General features: G+C 62.6%; 20 protein-coding genes. 12 read left to right on the top strand and 8 right to left on the bottom strand.

Annotated features, from left to right (window positions below):
• Nucleotides 1–54 precede the first annotated feature (54 nt).
• The gene (serA, locus tag HCZ87_RS05455) at nucleotides 55–1,650 is read left to right on the top strand and encodes a phosphoglycerate dehydrogenase (protein ID WP_167642757.1); all 1,596 of its coding nucleotides are present in this window, start codon (nucleotides 55–57) and stop codon (nucleotides 1,648–1,650) included.
• Nucleotides 1,651–1,705: 55 nt separating this feature from the next.
• Here serA and HCZ87_RS05450 read toward each other — a convergent pair whose 3' ends face one another.
• Nucleotides 1,706–2,074, bottom strand: a complete 369-nt coding sequence (locus HCZ87_RS05450) for a hypothetical protein (RefSeq protein WP_167642756.1) — start codon at nucleotides 2,072–2,074, stop codon at nucleotides 1,706–1,708.
• Nucleotides 2,075–2,218: 144 nt separating this feature from the next.
• Here HCZ87_RS05450 and HCZ87_RS05445 point away from each other — a divergent pair, with 144 nt between their 5' ends.
• The gene (locus HCZ87_RS05445) at nucleotides 2,219–2,962 is read left to right on the top strand and encodes a metallophosphoesterase family protein (protein ID WP_167642755.1); all 744 of its coding nucleotides are present in this window, start codon (nucleotides 2,219–2,221) and stop codon (nucleotides 2,960–2,962) included.
• A 246-nt stretch (nucleotides 2,963–3,208) separates the two neighbouring features.
• Here HCZ87_RS05445 and tdh read toward each other — a convergent pair whose 3' ends face one another.
• The 3 genes from tdh to HCZ87_RS05430 all read right to left on the bottom strand — a co-directional run bounded on the left by tdh (nucleotide 3,209) and on the right by HCZ87_RS05430 (nucleotide 6,190).
• Nucleotides 3,209–4,240, bottom strand: a complete 1,032-nt coding sequence (gene tdh, locus HCZ87_RS05440) for an L-threonine 3-dehydrogenase (RefSeq protein WP_167642772.1) — start codon at nucleotides 4,238–4,240, stop codon at nucleotides 3,209–3,211.
• Nucleotides 4,241–4,256: 16 nt separating this feature from the next.
• Entirely contained in the window at nucleotides 4,257–5,441 is a 1,185-nt protein-coding gene (locus HCZ87_RS05435) for a glycine C-acetyltransferase (RefSeq protein WP_167642754.1), read from the bottom strand.
• A 182-nt stretch (nucleotides 5,442–5,623) separates the two neighbouring features.
• On the bottom strand, nucleotides 5,624–6,190 hold the full coding sequence (locus tag HCZ87_RS05430; RefSeq protein ID WP_167642753.1) for a helix-turn-helix domain-containing protein: 567 nt from the start codon (nucleotides 6,188–6,190) through the stop codon (nucleotides 5,624–5,626).
• A 107-nt stretch (nucleotides 6,191–6,297) separates the two neighbouring features.
• On the opposite strand from HCZ87_RS05430, the gene HCZ87_RS05425 reads away from it, so the two are divergent.
• Nucleotides 6,298–7,473 (top strand): acetyl-CoA C-acyltransferase family protein, encoded by a 1,176-nt coding sequence (locus tag HCZ87_RS05425; RefSeq protein WP_167642752.1) that lies wholly within the window; start codon nucleotides 6,298–6,300, stop codon nucleotides 7,471–7,473.
• Between the two features lie 39 nt (nucleotides 7,474–7,512).
• On the opposite strand, the gene pncB is transcribed toward HCZ87_RS05425, so the two are convergent.
• The 3 genes from pncB to pncA all read right to left on the bottom strand — a co-directional run bounded on the left by pncB (nucleotide 7,513) and on the right by pncA (nucleotide 11,820).
• Complete coding sequence (gene pncB / locus HCZ87_RS05420; RefSeq protein ID WP_167642751.1) at nucleotides 7,513–8,802, bottom strand: nicotinate phosphoribosyltransferase; 1,290 nt, start codon at nucleotides 8,800–8,802, stop codon at nucleotides 7,513–7,515.
• 62 nt (nucleotides 8,803–8,864) lie between these two features.
• Nucleotides 8,865–11,024, bottom strand: a complete 2,160-nt coding sequence (locus tag HCZ87_RS05415; RefSeq protein ID WP_254868529.1) for a PAS domain-containing hybrid sensor histidine kinase/response regulator — start codon at nucleotides 11,022–11,024, stop codon at nucleotides 8,865–8,867.
• A 202-nt stretch (nucleotides 11,025–11,226) separates the two neighbouring features.
• A complete protein-coding gene (gene pncA, locus HCZ87_RS05410) occupies nucleotides 11,227–11,820 on the bottom strand; it encodes a bifunctional nicotinamidase/pyrazinamidase (protein WP_167642749.1) in 594 nt (197 codons plus the stop codon).
• 198 nt (nucleotides 11,821–12,018) lie between these two features.
• Between pncA and HCZ87_RS05405 the strand changes: the two genes are divergently transcribed.
• Complete coding sequence (locus HCZ87_RS05405; RefSeq protein WP_167642748.1) at nucleotides 12,019–12,912, top strand: rhodanese-related sulfurtransferase; 894 nt, start codon at nucleotides 12,019–12,021, stop codon at nucleotides 12,910–12,912.
• 69 nt (nucleotides 12,913–12,981) lie between these two features.
• Here the strand turns inward: HCZ87_RS05405 and HCZ87_RS05400 are convergent, their stop codons facing one another.
• A complete protein-coding gene (locus tag HCZ87_RS05400) occupies nucleotides 12,982–13,446 on the bottom strand; it encodes an Lrp/AsnC family transcriptional regulator (RefSeq protein ID WP_167642747.1) in 465 nt (154 codons plus the stop codon).
• A 99-nt stretch (nucleotides 13,447–13,545) separates the two neighbouring features.
• Between HCZ87_RS05400 and HCZ87_RS05395 the strand changes: the two genes are divergently transcribed.
• From HCZ87_RS05395 to HCZ87_RS05360, 8 genes are all read left to right on the top strand, one after another.
• Nucleotides 13,546–15,000 (top strand): aminotransferase class V-fold PLP-dependent enzyme, encoded by a 1,455-nt coding sequence (locus tag HCZ87_RS05395; RefSeq protein ID WP_167642746.1) that lies wholly within the window; start codon nucleotides 13,546–13,548, stop codon nucleotides 14,998–15,000.
• Entirely contained in the window at nucleotides 15,000–15,806 is an 807-nt protein-coding gene (locus HCZ87_RS05390; RefSeq protein ID WP_167642745.1) for a class II glutamine amidotransferase, read from the top strand. Before HCZ87_RS05395 ends, HCZ87_RS05390 begins: the two co-directional genes overlap by 1 nt.
• A 152-nt stretch (nucleotides 15,807–15,958) precedes the next feature.
• Complete coding sequence (locus HCZ87_RS05385; RefSeq protein ID WP_167642744.1) at nucleotides 15,959–16,999, top strand: C4-dicarboxylate TRAP transporter substrate-binding protein; 1,041 nt, start codon at nucleotides 15,959–15,961, stop codon at nucleotides 16,997–16,999.
• 87 nt (nucleotides 17,000–17,086) lie between these two features.
• Complete coding sequence (locus HCZ87_RS05380) at nucleotides 17,087–17,593, top strand: TRAP transporter small permease (protein ID WP_167642743.1); 507 nt, start codon at nucleotides 17,087–17,089, stop codon at nucleotides 17,591–17,593.
• Between the two features lie 2 nt (nucleotides 17,594–17,595).
• On the top strand, nucleotides 17,596–18,933 hold the full coding sequence (locus HCZ87_RS05375; RefSeq protein ID WP_167642742.1) for a TRAP transporter large permease: 1,338 nt from the start codon (nucleotides 17,596–17,598) through the stop codon (nucleotides 18,931–18,933).
• Between the two features lie 9 nt (nucleotides 18,934–18,942).
• Nucleotides 18,943–19,752 (top strand): IclR family transcriptional regulator, encoded by an 810-nt coding sequence (locus HCZ87_RS05370; protein WP_167642741.1) that lies wholly within the window; start codon nucleotides 18,943–18,945, stop codon nucleotides 19,750–19,752.
• A 40-nt stretch (nucleotides 19,753–19,792) separates the two neighbouring features.
• Nucleotides 19,793–21,880, top strand: coding sequence for a 3-hydroxyacyl-CoA dehydrogenase NAD-binding domain-containing protein (locus HCZ87_RS05365; RefSeq protein WP_167642740.1), 2,088 nt, complete (start codon nucleotides 19,793–19,795; stop codon nucleotides 21,878–21,880).
• Complete coding sequence (locus HCZ87_RS05360) at nucleotides 21,880–23,058, top strand: acetyl-CoA C-acyltransferase (protein ID WP_167642739.1); 1,179 nt, start codon at nucleotides 21,880–21,882, stop codon at nucleotides 23,056–23,058. The genes HCZ87_RS05365 and HCZ87_RS05360 overlap by 1 nt, the downstream gene beginning before the upstream one ends.

Below are 23,058 nucleotides of genomic sequence, written 5' to 3'. Positions count from 1 at the left end.
TCTTGTTGTAAATTCAGGCCGCCCAGCGGCCCCCGCAGATAAGGACCTTATCTCATGGCTCCCAAAGTACTCGTCTCCGACAAGCTCTCGGAAACCGCCGTTCAGATCTTTCGCGATCGCGGCATCGACGTTGATTTCCTGCCCGACGTGGGCAAGGACAAAGAGAAACTGGCCGAGATCATCGGTCAATATGACGGCCTTGCCATTCGCTCCGCCACCAAGGTGACACCGACGATCCTTGAGGCCGCGACCAACCTCAAGGTCATCGGCCGTGCCGGGATCGGCACCGACAACGTGGACAAGGACGCGGCGTCGAAAAAAGGTGTGATCGTGATGAACACGCCCTTTGGCAACATGATCACCACTGCCGAACATGCGATCGCCATGATGTTCGCGGTCGCGCGCCAGCTGCCCGAGGCCTCCGCCTCGACCCATGCCGGGAAATGGGAGAAATCCAAATTCATGGGGGTCGAGCTGACCGGCAAGACGCTGGGCGTGATCGGCGCGGGCAACATCGGTGGTATCGTCTGCGACCGGGCCCGTGGGTTGAAAATGAAAGTTGTCGCCTATGATCCCTTCCTGGGGCAGGAAAAGGCCGACAAGATGGGTGTTGAGAAGGTCGAGCTGGAAGAGCTGCTGACTCGCGCCGATTTCATCACCCTGCATGTTCCGCTGACCGAGCAGACCAAGAACATCCTGAGCCGCGAGAACCTGGAAAAGACCAAGAAAGGCGTGCGGATCATCAACTGCGCGCGTGGCGGTCTGGTCGATGAAGAGGCGCTGGCGGATCTGTTGAAATCCGGCCATGTCGCCGGTGCGGCCTTTGACGTTTTCTCGGTCGAGCCGGCCAAGGAGAACGCGCTGTTTGGCCTGCCCAATGTGGTCTGCACACCGCACCTGGGTGCTGCCACCACCGAGGCACAGGAAAACGTGGCCCTGCAAGTGGCCGAGCAGATGGCCAACTACCTGCTGACCGGCGCGGTGGAAAATGCGCTCAACATGCCGTCGGTGACCGCCGAAGAAGCCAAGGTCATGGGCCCCTGGATCAAGCTTGCCGAACATCTCGGTGCCTTTGCCGGGCAGATGACCGATGAGCCGATCCAGGCGATCAACGTGCTCTATGACGGGGTTGCGTCCGAGATGAACCTTGAGGCGCTGAACTGCGCCGTGGTTGCCGGGATCATGAAAAAGGTGAACCCGGATGTGAACATGGTCTCGGCACCCGTGGTGGCCAAGGAACGCGGCATCAAGATTTCCACCACCAATCAGGATAAATCCGGCACCTTTGACGGCTATATCAAGGTGACCGTGGTCACCGCCAAGCGCGAGCGCTCGGTGGCGGGCACCGTGTTCTCGGATGGCAAGCCGCGGTTCATCCAGATCAAGGGCATCAATATCGACGCCGAGGTGGGGGCGCATATGCTCTATACCACCAACAACGACGTGCCGGGCATCATTGGTGCGCTGGGCCAGACCATGGGCAGCATGGACGTGAACATCGCCAACTTTACGTTGGGCCGTGCCGCAGCTGGTGGCGAGGCGATCGCGCTGCTCTATGTCGATGCGCCGGTGCCGGCGGAGGCGCGCGCCAAGCTGGCCGAAACCGGTCTGTTCACCCAGATCAAGCCGCTGGTTTTCGACGTCGCCTGAGGTCTTTGACCCCAAATCCTGCGGGCCCACTGATTGAGCGGGCCCGCAATTCAGATCAGCGCGCCCGGCTGCGCAGCACCGTCAGCAGGAACAGGACCATACTGCCGACGGTCAAGAGGCTGCCAAGAATGGCCAGCGTATCGCTGCCACCATTTTTGACACTCACGATGCCCGGCACGATGCTGCCCACAGCCAGGATCGATAGCGCCAGATGCAGGCGCGGCAGCCGCCCCTGCGCCGCCGTCGGGACCACGTGGTAATAAATCCCGAAGATCGAAAATCCGACCCAGCCGATCAGGTTGAGATGGGCATGGGCGATGGACAGCGTATGATCCTTGGATGCGGCCATGTGGATCCCCCAGAGCATCCCCAGAATGCCCAGACAGACTGCCAGCGCCATGAAGCCGAATGCGAGTCCCTTCATTTTGTTTCCCTTCCCTGATGCCGGGGCATTTGGCCTTGCCTCTGGTGCCCCGATTGGTTCTGTTGCTCGGGCAAGGCGTTATTGGTTTGTCATCATAGCCGGATACTGCGCTCTGCATGCCGAAAAACCGAAAGAAGATGAGAAATGACCCAGCCCATTTACGCCATTGGTGACATTCACGGACAAACCGCCCAGCTGGAGCGCGCGCTGGAGCTGGTCGCCGCAGATGGCGGGCCGGACGCCGAAGTGGTCTTTGTCGGCGATTACGTGGACCGTGGCCCGGACAGCCGTGGCGTGATCGAGCGCCTGATGGAGGGGCAGGCCACGGGCCGCAACTGGACCTGCCTCAAGGGCAACCACGACCGCATGTTCAGCTGGTTCATGGAGGATTTCCCCCGCGAGGATCCGTTCCTGCCGGTGGAGCTCTATTACCTGAACGAACGGATCGGCGGGGTCGAGACGCTGGCCTCTTACGGGGTCGCCTGCGGCCCGCGTGACCGCAAATATGCCGTCCACGCCGAGGCCCGCGCGGCGGTCCCCCGCGCGCATCTCGACTGGATAGACGCGCTGCCGCTGTCGCATCAGGTTGGCCCACTGATGTTTGTGCACGCGGGCATCCGGCCCGGGGTGCCGCTGGCCGAGCAGCAGGAGGATGACCTGATCTGGATCCGCCAGGGGTTTCTGGATGACGCCACGGTGCACCCAAAGCTGATCGTGCATGGCCACACCGCCGAGAAGCACCCCGTCCACTATGGCAATCGCGTCGATATTGACTGCGGGGCAGGCTACGGGCGGACGCTGGTTCCGGTGGTGTTTGAGGGCGAGGAGGCCTGGTGCCTGACCCCTGAGGGCCGCCAGAGATTGCAGCCCGATGCGCAGGCCCTGTAAGCGCCTTAGCGTCTCTTGAGATAGAAATCCATTGCGATTTCACTCGCAATGGTTGTATCTTGAACTGCATGGCCGGCGCCATGGCCCAACTGCATCCCCTTAGCAGTCGGTCTCCCCATCGTCATTGGCGCCCGGCCATGCGTCACGTTGTCCTTCACTAAGGCGGGCTCCCGATGATCGGAGAGCCCGCTTCTTTTCTCTGGTCTGGTCTCGGGCCTTGGCGCGCGCATGCGCTGAGGGGGGCCTTCAGGCGTCGGTCCAGTCCAGGACCACTTTGCCGCTCTGGCCGGATTTCATCGCGGCGAAACCCTCGGCAAAATCCGCAACCGCAAAGCGGTGGGTGATTACCCGGCTGACATCCAGACCGTTTTGCAGCATGGCGATCATCTTGTACCAGGTCTCGAACATCTCGCGGCCATAGACCCCTTTCAGGGTGATCGCCTTGAACACGATACGCGACCAATCGACCGGCGATTTGCCCGGCGGAATGCCAAGCAGCGCGATCTTGCCGCCCATCACCAGCGCTTCGACCATCTGATCGAGCGCGGCCTGGCTGCCGGACATCTCCAGCCCGACGTCAAAGCCCTGTTTCAGGCCGAGTTCATGTTTGACGTCGTTCAGGTCTTCCTTGGCGACATTCACGGCCCGCACCCGGGCGACATGTTCCGCCAGCGCCAGACGGTCCGGGTTGATATCGGTGATCACCACGTTGCGCGCTCCGGCGTGGCGGGCGACGGCAGCGGCCATGATGCCGATGGGGCCCGCGCCGGTGATCAGGACATCTTCTCCCAGCAAATCAAAGCTCAGCGCCGTATGCACCGCATTGCCAAGCGGGTCGAGAATGGCGCCGATCTCGTCCGGGATGTCATCGGGCAGGGGCACCACATTGAAGGCAGGCAGACGCAGATACTGCGCAAAAGCCCCCAGTTCATTGACCCCGATGCCACGGGTGCCCGGGTCCAGATGGAACTTGCCCGCGCGCGATTGCCGACTGTCGGTGCCGATCAGATGCCCCTCGCCAGAGCAGCGCTGCCCGACCGAAAGCCCGGTGACATTGCGACCGAGTTCGACAATCTCTCCGGCGAATTCATGGCCGGTGATCATCGGCACCGGCACCGTATGCGCGGCCCAGTCATCCCAGTTCCAGATGTGGATATCGGTGCCGCAGATGCCGGTCTTGTTGATCTTGATCAGCACCTCGTCCGGGCCGATCTCTGGCACCGGGGCCTGCACCATCCAGAGCCCCTCTTCGGGTTTGGATTTCTCCAGCGCTTTCATCGTGTTGGGCAGCATCTCAGATCACCCCGCAGGCTTTGCCCGCGCGCTCAAACGCGCCAAGGGCCCGGGTCAACTCATCGCGGGTCAGGGCCGCATTCATTTGGGTGCGGATGCGCGCTTGTCTCTTGGGCACCACGGGAAAGAAAAAGCCGGACACATAGACGCCTTCGTCAAACAGCTTGGCCGCCATCGCCTGCGCAAGCTTTGCATCCCCCAGCATCACCGGGATGATCGGGTGCTCGCCCGGCAGCAGGTCAAAGCCCAGATCGCTCAGCCCCGCGCGCCAGAAGCGGGCGTTTTCAAACAATTGCGCGCGCAGCTCCCCGCCCGCCTCGACCAGCCGGATGGCCTCCAATCCGGCAGCAACCACAGAAGGCGGCAGCGCATTCGAAAACAGATAGGGCCGGGCACGCTGGCGCAGCAGGTCTATCACCGGCTGCGGCCCGGCAATATAGCCGCCAAGCGCCCCACCCAGCGCCTTGCCGAGCGTGCCGGTGAGGATATCAACCTCAACGCCAAAATGATCCGGCGTGCCCGCCCCGCGTGGTCCCATAAACCCGGTGGCATGGCAGTCATCCACCATCACCAAGGCCTCATACCGGCTGGCAATCTCGCGGATCGCCGGCAGATTGGCCAGGGTGCCATCCATGGAAAACACCCCATCGGTGGCGATCATGATATGGCGCGCCCCCGCCGCGCGGGCGGCCTTCAGCTGGGCCTCCAGATCGGCCATATCATTGTTGGCATAGCGGTAGCGCTGCGCCTTGCACAGCCGGATGCCGTCGATGATCGACGCATGGTTCAGACTGTCGGAAATGACCGCATCCTCGGCGCTCAGCAGCGGCTCAAACAGCCCGCCATTGGCGTCAAAACAGGCGGCAAACAGGATCGAATCCTCTTTGCCCAGAAACCGCGCGAGCCGCTTTTCCAGGGCGCGATGCAGATCCTGCGTGCCGCAGATAAAACGGACGGAGGCCATGCCATACCCCTTCTCGTCCATCACGGATTTGGCGGCGGCAATCAGCTCCGGGTGATCCGCCAGACCCAGATAATTATTGGCGCAGAGATTGATCACCCGACGCCCGGCGACTTCGATCTCGCCCGCCTGCGGCGAGGTGATCAGACGTTCGCGCTTATAAAGCCCATCCGCCTCGATCTGGGTCAGGACCTCGCTGATGTGATCTAGGAATGCATTCGACATGACAAGACTCCCGCTGTTTTGCGAAGTCTGTCACGGCAGAACGGCATCCGTAAAGCAGAAAATTCACTTTCACGGAAAAATATCCGTTATTATGGATATCACCTCTTTCTTCTAACCGAAAATATCCCGGGGTGAATGGCCCGCAGGGCCAGAGGGGCAGCGCCCCTCGTTGCGCCCCCAATTCAGCCGGATTTCACGATCAGAAACACCCGCGCTGCGCCTTCGGTTGCGGTGATCGCATGGGCCACATCGGCCGGGTATCGTGCGGTGTCCCCCGGCAAGAGCCGGTCTTGCGCCGCGCCGGAGGTCACCTCCACGCTGCCGTCCAATACGGTCAACTGCTCCACCGTGCCCGCGCCATGCGGCGCGCTGACCAGCGCGCCTTGCGGGGCAAAGCGGATGTCGTAAACCTCATGCCCGCCAACGTCTTCGGGCGGCGACAGGATGGCGATGCTGCATTTGGCGCTCTTGTTGTCGATCACCGGAACCTCGCGTGCGCGCAGCACATCAATACGGTCCTCGGCGGCGCGCGCATCCAGCAAACCGGCAAAATCCACCTGCAAGGCGCGGGTGAGATTCCACAGCGTGGCAATGGTGGGCGAGCTTTCGCCACGTTCTATCTGGCTCACCATGGAGCGGCTGACGCCGGAAAGATTGGCGACCGCCTCAAGGCTCAATCCCTGTGCCCGGCGCGCCTCTTTCAGGCGGCTGGGCAGGAGGGACAGGATATCGTCTGTTGTGTCCGTCATAACGGAGTGATGGCGCGGCAGCGCGGCGCTGTCAATGACGGGACGTTGCGGGCGACAGCGGAGCAGTGCCACGGCATAGTCGCGGCAACGGAAATAAGGAGAGCAACATGACCGATATTGTGATTCTGGATGGGGCACGCACGGCCATTGGCACCTTTGGCGGCGCGCTGGCGGGCGTGGCGCCCATCGACCTTGGCACCGTGGTCGCCAAGGCCGCGATGGAGCGCTCCGGGGTGGAGCCCGGGCAGATCGGCTCGGTGGTCTATGGCCATGTGATCAACACCGAACCCCGCGACATGTATCTGTCGCGGGTGGCGGCGATGCAGGCGGGCGTGCCGGAGAGCACCCCGGCGATGAATGTGAACCGGCTCTGTGGCTCGGGCGCGCAGGCCATCGTCTCTAGCATTCAGGCGCTGATGCTGGAGGATGCGGATTTCGCCCTGACCGGAGGTGCCGAGTGCATGTCGCGCAGCCCCTTCATCACGCCGTCGACCCGTTGGGGCCAGAAGATGGGCGATGTGACCTCGCTCGACATGATGCTGGGCGCGCTGAGCTGCCCCTTTGGCACCGGCCATATGGGGGTGACGGCGGAAAACGTCGCGCAGGAGTATGATATCTCGCGCGAAGAGATGGACGCCTTTGCCCTCGCCAGCCAGACCCGCGCTGCGGCGGCAATCGAGGCGGGATATTTCAAAAACGAGATCGTCCCGGTCGAGGTCAGGGTCAAACGTGATCTGGTGCCTTTTGCGGTGGATGAACACCCCAAGGCCACCTCGCTGGAGGCGCTGGCGGGCCTGCGGCCGGTGTTTCAAAAGGACGGTCGGGTGACGGCGGGCAATGCATCGGGCATCAACGACGGCGCGGCGGCATTGGTGCTCGCGCGCGGTGAGGCGGCGGAAAAGGCCGGCCTGAAACCTCGGGCGCGTGTGCTTGGCTATGCCCATGCGGGCGTGCGCCCGGAGGTCATGGGCATCGGGCCGATCCCGGCGGTCGAGAAGCTGCTGGAGCGGATCGACATGGGCATTGGCGATTTTGACCTGATCGAATCCAACGAGGCCTTCGCTGCGCAGGCGCTGGCGGTGAACAAGGCGCTGGGCCTTGATGCCGATAAGGTGAACCCAAATGGCGGCGCCATCGCATTGGGCCACCCGGTGGGCGCCACGGGCGTGATCCTCACCGTCAAGGCGCTTTATGAACTGGAACGCAGCGGCGGGCGGCGCGCGATCATCACCATGTGTATCGGTGGCGGTCAGGGGATTGCCCTTGCGATCGAGCGGCTCTGAAGGGAGCGGGGGAGGGCGGTTGCGCTCTCCCCGACCCGATCAGACGATCACTTCGACGGAGTCCTGTTCGCCCACGCCAAACACCCGTTTGTAGCGGGCGATCTCGTCTGCCGGGCCCATGGCCTTTTCCGGGTTATCCGAGAGCTTGACCGTCGGGCGCCCATTGGCAGAGATCGCCTTGCAGACCAGCGAGAAGGGCGCCAGCCGATCACCGGGCACCAAGCCGCGGAAATCATTGGTCAAAAGCGTGCCCCAGCCGAAGGAGGCTTTGACCCGGCCGGCAAATTGCGCCTGAAGCTCTGCGATCTTGTCGACATCAAGCCCATCGGAGAAAATCACCCGCTTCTGGCGCGGATCCTCGCCGCGGTCCTGCCACCAGCGAATGGCGATTTCGGCGGCAGCCGCCGGATCGCCGCTGTCGACCCGGATCCCGGTCCATCCGGCCAGCCAATCCGGCGCATGGTCGAGAAAGCCCTGGGTGCCATAGGTATCGGGCAGGATGATGCGCAGGTTGCCCTCGTGTTCGTCATGCCAGTCGGACAGCACGTTATAGGGCGCCTGCGCCAGAGCGGCGTCATCCTCGGCCAGGGCGGAATAGACCATCGGCAGCTCATGAGCGTTGGTGCCGATTGCCTCGACCTCCCGGCGCATCGCGATCAGGCAGTTGGAGGTGCCGCTGAAGGCATTGCCCAGCCCCTCCATCATCGCCTGCACGCACCAATCCTGCCACAGGAAGCTGTGCCGCCGACGGGTGCCGAAATCGGCGATGCCGAGGTTCGGAATCTCGCGCAGCTTTTCGATCTTTTCCCAGACCTTGGTCATGGCGCGGGCATAGAGCACCTGGAGTTCAAACCGGCCCATGTCATTGAGCACGGCGCGGGAGCGCAGCTCCATCAACACGGACAGCGCCGGGATCTCCCAGAGCATGACCTCGGGCCAGCTGCCCTCGAAGGTCAGCTCATATTGATCGCCCTTGCGCTCCAGGTGATAGGGCGGCAGGCGCAGGTTTTCGAACCACTCCATAAAGTCGGGGCGGAACATCTGGCGTTTGCCGTAGAATGTGTTGCCGCGCAGCCAGGTGCTCTCGCCACGGCTGAGCGACAGCGAGCGGATATGGTCGAGCTGTTCGCGCAGCTCGCCTTCGTCGATCAGCCTGGCCAGCGGCACCGAGGTGGAGCGGTTGATCAGGGAGAAGGTCACCTGCGTGTCCGGCTTGTTGCGGAACACCGATTGACACATCAGCAGCTTGTAAAAATCCGTGTCGATCAGGGACCGAATGATCGGGTCGATCTTCCACTTGTGATTGTAGACGCGGGTGGCGATATCCAAGGGCGGGCCTCTTGCGGTTGTTCAGGGATTGATAGGACAGCCCCGCCCCCCGGGCAAGTCGTTCAGGACTGCGCACTCATTTGAGAGGCTTTGCTGAAGCGCAGCAAGAGGGTCAGCAGCTCGCCGCGTGACAGCGGTTTGCTGAGAAACGTATCCATCCCGGCATCGAGGCAGGCCTTGTGGCTGGCCTCGTCCACATTGGCGGTCAGGGCTGCGATATAGGGCTGATGGATGTCCAGTTTGCGATTGCTGCGGGTGGCGTCCAGCCCGTTGACCTCTGGCATGGACATATCCATCAGGATCACCTGAGGGCTGAATTGTTTTGCCAGATCAATGGCCTCGCTTCCGTTGGCGGCAAATCGCAGGTCGATGGGAACATCGGTCAGAAACTTGCTGATCAACAGGCGATTCACCCGGTTGTCTTCGGCCACCAACAGTCGCAGCCCCTCAAGCCCGGCAAGATCCTCAAGCGAGGAACAGCTGTCCTCGGCGCAGGGGGCGAGCGCGGGTTCATCGCTGAGCTCCAGCGGCAGCTGCACCGTGAAGCATGATCCCTGTCCAGGGGTCGAGGTGACGGAGATGTCACCGCCCATCGCCTGGGCCAGCCCGCGCGAAATCGACAGGCCCAGGCCGGTGCCGCCAAAGCGACGGGAAATCGCGTTATCCGCCTGCGAAAACCGCTCGAAGATATGTTCGAGCTTGTTGTTGGGAATGCCGATGCCGGTGTCTTCGACCTCGATCTTGAGCGTGAGCGATTGCTGCACAGTCTCGGTCAGGACCCGAATGACGATGCCGCCGCTGATGGTGAATTTGACAGCGTTGCCTACAAGGTTCAGCAAGATCTGGCGCAACCGGCGATCATCGCTGCGGACCCATTGCGGCAGATCGGGGGCGAAGTCGACGGTCAGTTTCAGCCCCTTCTCATCGACCTGCGCCTGCAACAGCCGCGCGGTATCCTCGACGCAGGCATAGAGGTCGAAATCCACCTCAAAGAGGGAGACGCCGGCCGCGTTCATCCGGGACAGATCCAGCACGTCGTTGATCAGCGACAACAGCGCGCGCGAGGAGCTGAGAATCGTGTCGGTGTAGAGCTTCTGATCCTCGTTCAGATTGGTGGCCTGAAGCATCTGGGCCATGCCGATCACCCCGTTCATCGGAGTGCGGAATTCATGGCTCATGGTGGCCAGGAATTCCTCCTTGATGCGGGCACCTTCTTCGGCGGCGCAGCGGGCCTCGCGCAGCTGGCGTTCGTGATCCTTGGCGGCGGTGACGTCGCGCTCCACCGAAATGAACGCTTCGATCTGGCCGTTGTCATCAAACATCGGAACCTGGTTGGCATCGACCCAAATGGGCGTGCCATCCTTGCGTTTGGCGCGAATTTCGACGCGGAAGGGTTTGCCGTCGCGCCGCCCGTCTTCGATGATGCGCAGGGTGTCGGGATCGGTATTGTCGTCATTCAGCAGGTTCTTGGGATGATGCCCCAACAGCTCCTCGCGGCGATAGCCGACCATCCGCGCGTAGGCCTCGTTGACCCAGCGAATGGTGCCATCGGGATGCAGCAGCATGACGCCGTCATTGGCATGTTCCGCAATCATCGCCAGATGGCGCGCCTCCTGTTTTTGCTTGAACAATCGCAGGTAGGCATCTTCGAGCGCCTGTCGCTGCAACGCCTGCGACCGCTTGGAGCGGCGCGAATGCTGATGGGTCTTCTGAATGAAAATCAGGAACCAAACCAACACGATAACAAAGCACAACAGCCCGATCCCAAGCAGGATCAGATCGGCGTCGAGCAGCGCCGGGCTGGCGATAATCTGGGCGCCGATGGTCAGCGCCAGCAGCGCAAAGACCAGGAACCGAACGAGCGAAGATCCGGGGTTCCAGCGATAGTCCAACCCGGCATGCAGGGCCGGTCCCAGAAGGACGCAAAGGGCAAAGAAGGGCTCCCCCATCGCGAGATGACCCGCGGCACCCGCATGCGGGTGAAGCATTGGGGCATAGGCAAAGGCGGAGACGGACAGCGCGTTCAGAATGGCAAAACCCATGGTCACGAGCTGCGCCCGGCGCACCGAGGCGCCCTCCCGTAACCGTGTGGCGAGGGCGCGCAGATACCAGACCTCGCCGCAATCCGACAGCAGGTAGAAGGCAAGCATGACCAGCGCCAATGGCAGCGTGACGACCAATGACACGCAGAGCACCGCCGTACATGCGAGTCCGATGCGCATCGACAAAAAACCCGCGCGGGATTTTATGTACCGCATGAGCAGTCCGCGCGGGCTGAATTGCGCGTCATATTGGGCAAGCGGCCCTAGGGGTGTTTGCTGCTCAGCGGTTTCCATTCGGTGTAAACCTGCGTGCGCCTTTTGCTTTTTGAGTGCTATCAATAGAACTGGTATCGGGATTAGCTTAACAAATTAGCCTGCGCTATTATGTAAAGTTCACGCCGCGTTGACGCATGTTTGCGAGCTGTGTCTCCAATGAGCCGTCAAGATCAATCGCGCGGCAGGCGTCGCTGGCGATTGTCACCGCATAGCCAAGCCGGCGCGCATCCAGGGCGGAGAAGGCGACGCAGAAATCCAGCGCCAACCCCACCAGCGTCAGATCGGTAATGTCGCGGCTGCCCAGATAGCCGTCCAGCCCGGTCGGTGTGGTCTGGTCGTTTTCAAAAAAGGCGGAGTAGCTGTCGATATCGCGGCGAAAGCCCTTGCGCAGGATCAGATCGCCGTCCACCCGCAGGTCTGGATGAAAGGCGCCGCCGGTGCTGCCTTGCACACAGTGATCAGGCCAGAGCACCTGCGTGCCATATGGCATCTCTACGGTGTCAAAGGGCCCGCGTCCGGGGTGGGAACTGGCAAAGGAGGAATGCCCGGAAGGGTGCCAATCCTGTGTTAGGATGACGGTGTCAAAATGATCCATCATCGCATTGATCGGGGCCACCACGGCATCGCCATCCGGCACCGCCAATGCGCCACCGGTGCAGAAATCATTTTGCACATCAATCACCAAAAGCGCTTTTGTCATCACCGTTCCTTTGCGGGTATTCTGTCGTCGGAAAATACTGCGCGACTTTTCGGGCAAAACGCAATCCATTGCATTTGATGGGTCCGGCCCCAAGCTCGTGCATGTGGCTTTTGATCCATCTTATTTGCATATTTTAAAGGCGTTTTGCGGTGTTTTCCGCGCTTGCAAAAATACCCGCTTCGCTCTATGCGCCGGGGCATGTACACAATTGCCGCTCTCTATCAGTTCACCCGTTTCGCTGATCCCGCCGCCCTGAAACCGGCGCTTCTGGACCTGTGTCTGGCGCAGGATGTCAAAGGCTCGCTGCTGCTGGCGCAAGAGGGGATCAATGGCACCATCGCCGGGCCGCGGGACGGGATTGACGCTGTCTTGGCGCATCTCAAGTCCCTGCCGGGCTGTGCCGGGCTGGAGTGGAAAGAGGCAACCGCCGATCATCCGCCCTTTGGCCGCATGAAGGTGCGCCTGAAAAAAGAGATCGTGACAATGGGGCAGCCGGATGTCGATCCGCGCGCCTCGGTGGGCAATTATGTGGAACCGCAGGAGTGGAACGAGCTGATCCGCTCCGATGATGTGGTGGTGATCGACACCCGCAATGATTACGAGGTCGCCATCGGCACCTTTGAAGGCGCGGTCGATCCCGAGACCGAGAGCTTTCGCGAGTTTCCGGCCTGGTGGCAGGAAAACAAGGACCGGTTTCACAACAAACGCGTCGCGATGTTCTGCACCGGCGGTATCCGCTGCGAGAAATCGACGAACTATCTGCTCTCTCAAGGGGTAGAGGATGTCTATCACCTCAGGGGCGGTATCCTGCGCTATCTGGAAGAAATGCCCGCCGAGGACAGCACCTGGCAGGGCGAATGCTTCGTGTTCGACAATCGGGTGTCGGTTGGCCACGGGCTGAAGGAAGGCCCGCATGAGCTCTGCCACGGGTGTCGCCGCCCGATTCTGCCCGAAGACAAGGCGCGCGCGGAATACGAGGAAGGGGTCTCCTGCCATCAATGCGTCGCCGAGACCTCCGAGGACGACAAGAACCGCTTTCGGGAGCGGCAAAAGCAGATCCGTCTCGCCCGTGAGCGCGGAGAACTTGCCTAGGCGCGGGGCGCGACAGGTCGCGAGGCACACTCGACAGATTTTCCGCGGGCGAGGAGCCCTTCTCAGTCTCTAGGCTGGCGCGTCTCTGCCATCGGCGATGGCCTCCATGGCGATATAGGACGTGACCGTTTCAAGTTCGGTCGTGCCAATGAGTTTTTGATAGACCCGGTCAAAATCATTCATGTCCTTGGCGACGATCTTGATCATATAGTCGTAGTCCCCGGCGATCCGAAAGAAATCGACCACATTTTCAATCGCCAGAACGGATTTGCGGAAACGGTCCAGCCATTCAGCCGTGTGGTGCCGGGTCCTGACCATTGCAAAGACAGTCAGGCCCAGGCCAAGCGCCTGCATATCCACACGGATGGTCTGCCCCTTGATCACCCCTTCTTCACGCAGGCGGGTCAAACGACGCCAGCAGGAATTTTGCGACAGCCCAACCTTGTCTGCAAGATCGCGCTGCGAGAGCGACGCGTCGCGCTGAAGACAGCGCAAGATGGATTTGTCGATGGAATCCAGGTCTCGTGTGGTCATTTGATAGAAAATCCGCAGATCTAGGTGATATTTTGGTGAAGTATTCCACGCATCGGCGGTGGTATCAATCTGCGAAGGCATGGATAAGGGTTACAGGCGATGACTGGCGCAGCACAATTGGACCAATTTGATCGTTTCAAGGCTTCCTTGGGGCAGGCGAATCTGATCGAAAACCTGCGCCGTGGATTGATCGGAGATGGCATCGACGTGCCAGGCCCCAATGGGTCGAACCCTTTGATATACGCGGATTATGTGGCCTCGGGCCGGGGATTGCGCCAGGTCGAAGACTTCGTGGTCGAGGACATTCTGCCGATCTATGCCAATAGTCATACCGAGGCTTCCTTCTGCGGGCAGATGATGACGCGGCTGCGGCGACGGGCGCGCCAGATCATCCTGAAGAGCTGCGGCGGCAATGACCAATATGATGTCATCTTCACCGGCTCCGGCGCGACCGCGGGTATCAATCGTCTGGTCGGTCTGCTGGGCGTTGAGGCGGCGGGGCAGGGGGCGCAATCCCCCGTGGTGCTGATCGGGCCCTATGAGCATCATTCCAATATCCTTCCCTGGCGCGAGAGCGGCGCAGAGGTCATTGAAATCCCCGAGGCAGAGGCGGGCGGCCCGGATATGGACATCCTGCGCGCCACCCTGAGCGCCCATAAGGGGCGCCGCGTCATCGGGGCTTTCTCCGCCATGTCGAATGTGACCGGCATCGTGACGGACGTCCGGCAGGTCACGGCGGTGCTCAAATCGCATGGTGCCATCAGCATCTGGGACTATGCCGGCGGCGCGCCCTATCTGCCGATTGATCTGGCCGGCGACGCGCAGGCCCAGATTGATGCCGTGGTGCTGTCCCCCCATAAGTTCATTGGCGGGCCTGGAGCGTCCGGCGTTCTGATCCTGCGCCGTGAAGCGGTAAAGGCCATGAGGCCGACATTGCCCGGTGGCGGCACTGTCCGCTTTGTGTCGCCCTGGGGGCATGATTACTCCGACGATGTTGTCGCGCGCGAAGAGGCGGGCACGCCGAACGTTGTCGGCGATTTGCGGGCCGCACTTTGCTTCATCGTCAAGGATGCGATCGGCCCGGAGTATACCGCGACCCGCCTGCAAGAGCTGCGCCAACGGGCCGAGGCGGCCTGGGCGGATTTTCCCGGCTTGCAGATCCTTGGCCAGCCGCGTGCGCGCCGCATGCCGATTTTTTCCTTTACCGTCACCGACCCGGATGGGGCGCCCGTGCATCAGCAATTGGTCACCCGGATGCTGTCAGATTTGCATGGGGTGCAGGCGCGGGGTGGCTGTGCCTGTGCCGGCCCCTATGCGCATCGCCTGCTCGGGATCGACCAGAGCCGCTCCGAGGCGCTGCGTGCGGATATCCTGGAGGGCCGGGAGATCGAGAAGCCCGGTTGGACCCGGCTCGGGTTCTCTGTGCTGATGACGAATTCTAAAGCAGATCGGATTATAGAGGCTGTCAGGGATGTGGCCCGCAATTCGCGCGAGCAACGCATGCTGTATCGCGCTGACACAAAGACCGCGCGCTTTTCAATGGTGGCTGCATAATGTGTAGATTTCTTGCCTGGGTCGGCGCGCCGCGATTTATCGACGAACTTGTGCTCGACCAAAAACAATCCCTCGTGGCGCAGAGCCGCAACGCGCTGATCGGCAAGACCCCGATCAACGCGGATGGGTTTGGGCTGGCCTGGTATGCGCATCGTGAAACGCCCTGTCTGTACAAGGATACCCATCCCGCCTGGTCCGATCCCAACCTCAAGCAGCTCGCCGGTCATATCAAGTCCGGGCTGTTCTTGGCGCATGTCCGGGCCTCCACTGGGATGGCGACCTCGCGCAACAACAGCCACCCGTTCGCGGTGGGCAATTGGTGTTTCATGCACAATGGCCAGGCGGGCGGGCACGAGCGCTTTCGGCAGGCTCTGGACGCCTTGATTCCGTCCGATCTCTATGGATCGCGCTTTGGCGCGACGGATAGCGAGGCGATTTTTCTGATTGCTCTGGGGCACGGGTTGCAGACCGATCCGATCGGCGCGATGGCGCGGGCGGTCAATGATGTGCAATCCATGGCCGAGCGATACGGAACAACCCCCTTCATGCGCTTCGCGGCCTGTTGGTCCGATGGCACACGGCTCTTTGCTGCGAGAATGGCCTCTGATGGGTTCGCGCCAAGCCTTTACGTGCGCCCCTGCGCGGAGGGTCACATCGTTTCCTCCGAACCGCTGGACGATGGGCGCGACACCTGGATTGAGGTCAAGCCGGGCACCGCCATCGAGGTCACGCCAGAGGCGGTCATTCAGCATGAGTTCACAAGCGACATCACGCCCCTGACCGAGACCGCACAGCTCGCATCATAGCAAGACCTCGCGTCTTGCCTCCCGACAGTTCCATCTGCTTCTCCCGAAATCCCTATCCGGATGATCGGATCCAAAAATGTCTTGCCTTCTGACCTGATTTCAGATCAATTATGCGAATATAATTCTGCATAGTGGAATTAAGGGAGGAAACTATGACGTTTTTCAAGGCAGCAACGCTTTGCGGGCTGATGGCGGTCGCGCCTGTTGCGCAGGCCGACACAACACTGATTCTGGCCGAAGCTGGTCCCAACCGGGGCGCCCGTGCCGCCGCGTTGAACTGGTTTGCTGAGGAAGCCACGACGCTGTCGGGCGATCTGAACTTCGATATCCAATGGGGTGGTGCGCTCTTTAAGGCAGGCGCGGCGCTGGGCGGCATTGCGGATGGTGTTGCCGATCTCGGCACCGTCATTTCGGTCTACTTCCCGCAGGAGATGGTTGCCTATGGCATCGCCGATCTGCCGCTTCAGAACGATGACGCCTGGGTCGGCATGAAGGCCACCGACACGCTTATGCGCACCAACGAGAGCGTCCGCGCCAACCTGGCCGAGATGAACCTGGTCTATATCGGCACCTTCACCACATCGGCCGTTCACATCGGCTGCAAAGGCGCGGCGATCCGTTCGGTCGAGGATATCAGCGGGCTCAAGGTGCGGGGCGTTGGCGCCTATGGCGACACCTTCCGGGATCTTGGGGCCAATATGGTGCCGATGTCGGTCTATGATGCCTATCAGGGGCTGGATTCCGGCCTGCTCGATTGTTCGCAGGGCTACAGCTACGCCACCGCCGCGCTGAAGCAACACGAGGTGATCGACAGCTATACGTTGCTGAACTGGGGTCAGGTCGGCGCGCTGGGCATCCTGATGAACAAGGACATGTTCGACAGCCTGTCCGAAGCCGACCAAAATGCGCTTCTGACCGCGGGCGAAGGCATGGCGGACGAGCTCGGTCGCCTGATCATCGCTGACAATGACCGGGCCCTGCAGACCATGAAGGACGCTGGCGTCGAGATCATCACCCTGCCTGATGCGGACCGCGCCAAGCTGGTCGAGGGCGGTGCGCCCTATGTCGCGGCCTGGATCGAGCGCGCCAATGCGGTTGGCCTGGATGGCGAGGCCATGCTGGCGGAATACAAGGACCTGCTGGCGAAATTCACCGCGGAGCGGGACGAACAAGGCTATCCCTGGACGCGCTGATCCCAGACTGCTCTTTCACCGGGCCGGCCCCTGGCGGCTGGCCCGGTCCTCTGCTCCGACCGTTATCCCCTAGCTGATAGGTGTCCCATGTTGCGCCGGATCGAGCGCCTGCTCGTCGATCTTTCCATCTGTGCCGTCCTTGCGCTTGGCCTGGTCATCACGGCCAATGTCCTGCTCAGGGCCCTGTTCAACTCGGGCGTGCCCGACAGCACCATCGTGGTGGCGGATCTCATGGTCGCGGCGGTGGTACTGCCGCTGGCCGCCACCACCGCCAACCGGGCGCATATCGCGGTGGAGTTCCTGGCGAACCGCATCCCGGCGCGGCTGTCGGATGCGCTGATCATCTTCGGATCCATCTTCGGCCTGCTGGCGCTCCTGCCGTTGATCTGGGCGGGCTGGCGCGAAACCGCCGGCGCGATCGAGAAATCCTCTTTTTACTTTGGCGAGCTGGCAGTGCCGAAATGGCCGGGACGCCTGATTTTCCTGGCCGGAATGGTCATCTGCTGGCTGCGCCTTCTGGTGATGACAGCCACCGACCTGCGCTGCCTTCTGCGCAACGAGCGCCTGTCCGAACCCGGCATCGGAGGTCACTGAATATGGACGGAACACTGATCGGATTGATCGCCTTTGCCGCGTTGATTGGCCTCTTGGCCCTGCGCGTCCCGATCGCTTTTGCACTGACCGGAGTGGCGACGCTTGGCAGCTTTGTCATCTTTGCCTTCCGCACCGGGGCCTTCAACCCCGACCGAGCCTGGCGCCCGACCTCCAGCCTGGTGTTTTCCAACAGTTTTGATCTGATCCACAGCTATGATCTGTCGATGATCCCGCTCTTCGTGGCGCTGGGGCATATCGCCTATAAGGCCGAGATCACCACAAGGATCTATCACGCCGCCCGGGTCTGGCTGACCCGTATCCCCGGCGGCGTCGCCATGGCCTCGGTGGTGGGCTGCGGCGGATTTTCGGCGATCACCGGCTCCTCGATTGCCTGTGCATCGACGATGGGCCGCATCTGCGCGCCCGAGATGCTGCGCATGGGCTATGACAAGCGCCTGGCGACGGCCTCGGTCGCCGCGGGCGGCACGCTTGGCAGCCTGATCCCGCCGTCGGTGCTGTTCATCATCTACGGTATTTTCACCGAGACCTCGATCTCCTCGCTGTTTCTTGCGGGCGTGCTTCCGGGGCTGATTTCGCTGATCGGCTTTCTTCTGGTGATCTGGCTCTGGGTCCGTCGCGACCCCGCCGCCGCGCCGGTTGCCCCGGGGATCATCACGCGCCGCGAGCGTCTGCGTGCCGCCGCCGATGCCTGGCCTGCCGCGATGCTCTTCGTCATCATCGTTGGCGGTATCTATGGTGGGCTGTTCACGGCGACCGAGGCCGCAGCGATCAGCGTCAGCACCACCCTGTTGATCGGCTTTGCCCAGGGCACGCTGACCCTGCGGGCGGTCTTTGACGCGCTGCGCGATACGGTGATCCAGACCACCTCGATCTTTATCATCGCGGCTGGCGCCAAGATCTTTGTCGCCTTTATCGCCCTCACCGGTGTTGCCGGGGATATCGTCGGCGCGGTGCAGGCGGCTGATTTGAACGTGGTCCTGCTGATGCTGGCGATTGCCGCGATCTATCTGATCCTGGGGATGTTCCTGGATCCGATCGGCATCATGGTGCTGACGCTGCCGCTGCTGGTGCCGCTGGTCGAAGGCTACGGTTTGAACCTGATCTGGTTCGGCGTTGTGGTGATCAAGCTGCTGGAGATCGGGCTGATCACGCCGCCCGTGGGGCTCAATGTCTTTGTCATCGCCTCGGTGGTGGGCAAAGAGGTGCCGAGCAACCAGATCTTCTCGGGCATCGTGCGGTTCCTGTCGGTCGATTTTATCGTTCTGGCGCTGATCATGGCCTTCCCGATACTGTCATTGTTGATCCCGAACTCCATGTAAGGCCCGCCAATGACCTCGCTTCCAGACACCAATGACCGCCGCTTCGCCACCACCCTCGCCCGGGGGCTGATGGTGCTGCGCGCCTTCCGCGCCTCGGATGACGGGCTCGGCAATGCCGAAATCGCCGAGCGCACGGGGCTGCCAAAGAGCACGGTCTCGCGTCTGACCTTCACCCTGCGCTCGCTTGGCTATCTGACCCACGCCCGCCGCAATGACCGCTATCGCCCCGGCCCGGCGCTGCTTGCGCTTGGCAATGTGGCGCAGGCCTCGGTGTCCTTTGTGGATGTCAGCAGCCCGATCATGCAGCGGCTGGCGGATGAGACCGGCACCCTGGCGCTGCTTCTGGTGCGTGACAATGCCAAGCTCCTGATCCTGCGCACCTGGCGGCCGCGCGGGGTCTCCTCCCTCTGGCTGGAGGCCGGTCACCGCCTGCCGTTTCATGGCACCTCCTCGGGGCATACGATGCTGGCGGCAATGAGCGACGAGCTGTTTGCCACCACCGTCGCCAATGCGCTGAACGACGGCGGCCTCACGGTGGAACGCGCGCAGGACGTCCGCCGCACGGCGCATGACCAGCTTATCACCCGCGGTTTTGCCATCACCCCGCCGGACCAGTATTTCGCCGCTGACATCCACGCCGTCAGCAAACCCTTCCACGCCCGCGACTTTGCCGAACCGGTGGTGTTTACCGCCGGTGCGATGCCCGCCGACCTGAGCGTCGCGCGCATGGAGAACGAAGTCGGTCCGCGTCTCAACGATGCGGTCAGCGAGCTTGAGCGCATGATGGGACAGCCGCCCTCCATCACCCTGCGCAGTTGAACGAGACCCCCTTGCCCGAAACGAAACGGAGCCTTCACCCATGAGCCAGGCCAGCAATCCCATCCGCTACGACCGCGACGGTGCGGTCGCGATCATCACCATCGCAAATCCGCCGGTGAACGCCCTCGGCCAGGCCGTGCGGCAGGGCCTGTGGGAGGCGATCGACCGTTTTGACGCAGACGCGGACGCGCGCATCGCGCTGATTGTCGGCGACGGCAACCTGTTCCTGGGCGGCGCGGATATCACCGAATTCGGCAAACCGCCGGTGGAGCCCTACCTGCCCGACCTCTGCACCCGGATTGAGGATGCAACCAAGCCCGTCGTCGCTGCCGTTCACGGCCCCGCCCTGGGCGGCGGCTGCGAGATCGCACTTGGTGCCCATTACCGGCTTGCGGTGAGCGGCGCGCGCTTTGGCTTTCCCGAGGTGGCGCTTGGCCTGATCCCCGGCGCGGGTGGGTCGCAGCGCATGCCCCGGCTGACGGGTGTTGGCCCGGCGCTGGACGCCATGTGCAGCGGCGCGCCTCTTTCTGCCGAAAAGGCGCTGAAAATCGGCCTGATCGACCGTCTGGTCGAGGGCGATCCCCGCGCCGAGGGGCTGGCCTATGCGCAGGAGCTGCTGGCGCAGAGCGCTCCGACCCGGCGCACCGGCGCTCTGCCTGCGCCCGCGCATGACGCCGACCTCTTTGCCAGCGCCCGCAAAAGCTGGGCCGCGAAATCCCGGGGACAGGTGGCCCCCCTGCGCGCCATCGACGCGGTCGAAGCCTCCTGCACCCTGCCGCTGCAAGAGGGCATCCGCGAGGAACGCCGCCTGTTCCTGGAGCTGATGGAGACGCCGCAGCGCGCCGGGATGATCCATGCGTTTTTCAACGACCGCAAGGTCGCCAAACTGCCCGAGCTTCAGGGCATTGCCGCCCGTTCGCTGGATCATGTCGGGGTGATCGGCGGCGGCACCATGGGGGCCGGGATCGCCACCGCCTGCCTGCTGCGTGGTCTCACCGTCACGCTGATCGAACAGGATGACGCGGGCCTTGACCGCGCGCGGCAGACCATCACCGGCAATCTCGACGCCGCCGTGAAACGTGGCAAGCTGGCAGACAGCGCCCCGGCACTTGCGCGCCTGAGCCTTGCCACCGATTACGCGGCGCTTGCCGATGCCGATCTGGCAATCGAGGCCGTTTTCGAGAATATGGACGTCAAGAAACAGGTCTTTGGCTGCCTTGATGCGGTGATGAAACCGGGCGCGATCCTTGCCACCAACACCTCCTACCTCGATGTGAACGAAATCGCGCAGGCCACCAGCCGTCCCGGCGATGTGATCGGCCTGCATTTCTTCTCGCCCGCGCATGTCATGAAGCTGCTGGAGGTGGTGGTCGCAGATCAGACCGCGCCCGAGGTCACGGCGACGGCCTTTGCCCTGGCCAAGCGGCTCGGCAAGACCGCCGTGAAAGCGGGCGTCTGTGACGGCTTTATCGGCAACCGTATCCTCGCCACCTATCGCGCCGCCGCCGACCGGATGATCCTTGCGGGCACCTCGCCCTGGCAGATCGACGAGGCGATCCGCGCCTTTGGCCTGCCGATGGGGCCTTTTGAGATGAGCGATCTGGCCGGACTCGACATCGGTTATATGACCCGCCAGCGCAAAGCCGCCACCCGCGACCCGCGTGACATCGTGCCGACCTGGGCGGATGAGATGTATCACCGGGGCTGGCTCGGCCGAAAATCCGGCAGCGGGTATTATTGCTATGGCGAGGGCAGCCCGACGCCGAACCTTGAGGTGCAGCCCCTGATCGACGCCGCCCGGGGGGATCAATCGCAACAGGTGCTGGAGCCTGAACAGATCCAGCGCCGCTACATGGCGGCCATGGTCAATGAGGCGGCGAAAGTGCTGGAAGATGGCATCGCCGCCCGGCCGCTCGATATCGACGTCACGCTGCTCTATGGCTACGGCTTTCCGCGCTGGCGCGGCGGCCCGATGCTCTGGGCCGACCGCGAGGGCCTGCCGGGTCTGCTCGCCGATATTCAGGACTGGGCGCGCGAAGACCCCTGGTTCTGGACCCCCGCCCCCCTGCTTGAACGTCTCGTCGCCGAGGGTAAGACCTTTGGCGACCTCAACGAAGGAGCCGCATAATGTCGCGTGCCGTAATCGTTTCAACCGCCCGCACCGCAATCGGCAAAGCCGCGCGGGGGGCTTTCAACATGACCCATGGTGTCACAATGGCGGGCCATGTCGCCCGTCACGCGGTGGAGCGCGCCGGGCTGGATCCGGCGCTGCTGGAGGATTCCATCTGGGGCACCGGCTATCCCGAACATGCCACCGGCGGCAATGTTGCGCGCCAGGCGGTGATCCGCGCGGGGCTGCCTGACACCGTTGCCGGCACCACCGTCAACCGCTTTTGTGCCTCGGGGCTTCAGGCCATCGCCATGGGCGGACAGGCCATCAACGAGGGCGCGCGGGCGATGCTCGTTGGCGGGGTCGAGAGCATCTCGCTGAACCAGCCAACGCCCCGGCATGCGCGCGAAGCCTGGGTCGAGGCCCATCGCCCCGATCTCTATGTGACGATGATCGAAACCGCCGATAATGTCGCTGAACGCTATGGCATCAGCCGCGAGGCGCAGGACGAGCTGGCGCTGGAAAGCCAGCGCCGTACCGCCGCCGCCCAGGCCGCAGGTCTCTATGCGGATGAGATCGTCCCGATGGAGGTCACCAAGGCCGTAAAAGACAAGGAAACCGGCGAGGTTTCGCATCAGACGCTGACCATTGCGCAGGATGAATGCAACCGTCCGAGCACCACCGCCGAAGGGCTGGCCAGCCTGAAACCGGTGCGGGGAGAGGATAAGTTCATCACCGCCGGCAATGCCTCGCAACTGTCGGACGGCGCCGCCGCGCTGGTCATGATGCATGAAGACGAGGCCGCAAAGGCCGGGCTCGCGCCGCTTGGCCGCTATCTCGGTCATGCCGTCGCGGGCTGCGCGCCCGACGAGATGGGCATCGGTCCGGTCTTTGCCATCCCCCGGCTGCTGGCGCGCCACGGCCTGACGGTGGATGATATCGACCTTTGGGAGCTGAACGAGGCCTTCGCCTCGCAGGTGATCTATTGCCGCGACCAGCTCGGCATCGACAATGCCCGCCTCAACGTCAACGGCGGCGGCATCTCGATCGGTCACCCCTTTGGCATGACCGGCGCCCGTATGGCCGGGCATCTGCTGCGCGAAGGCCGTCGCCGGGGGGCCAAGCTCGGCGTTGTCACCATGTGCGTGGGCGGCGGCCAGGGTGCCGCTGGCCTGTTTGAAATTTTCGGAGCCTGA

Source organism: Phaeobacter sp. HF9A (genome assembly GCF_011806385.1).
In the GTDB taxonomy this organism is placed as follows: Bacteria; Pseudomonadota; Alphaproteobacteria; order Rhodobacterales; family Rhodobacteraceae; genus Epibacterium.
Note: the sequence above shows the minus strand (reverse complement) of the source record. Positions and strands in the feature narration are given on the sequence as shown.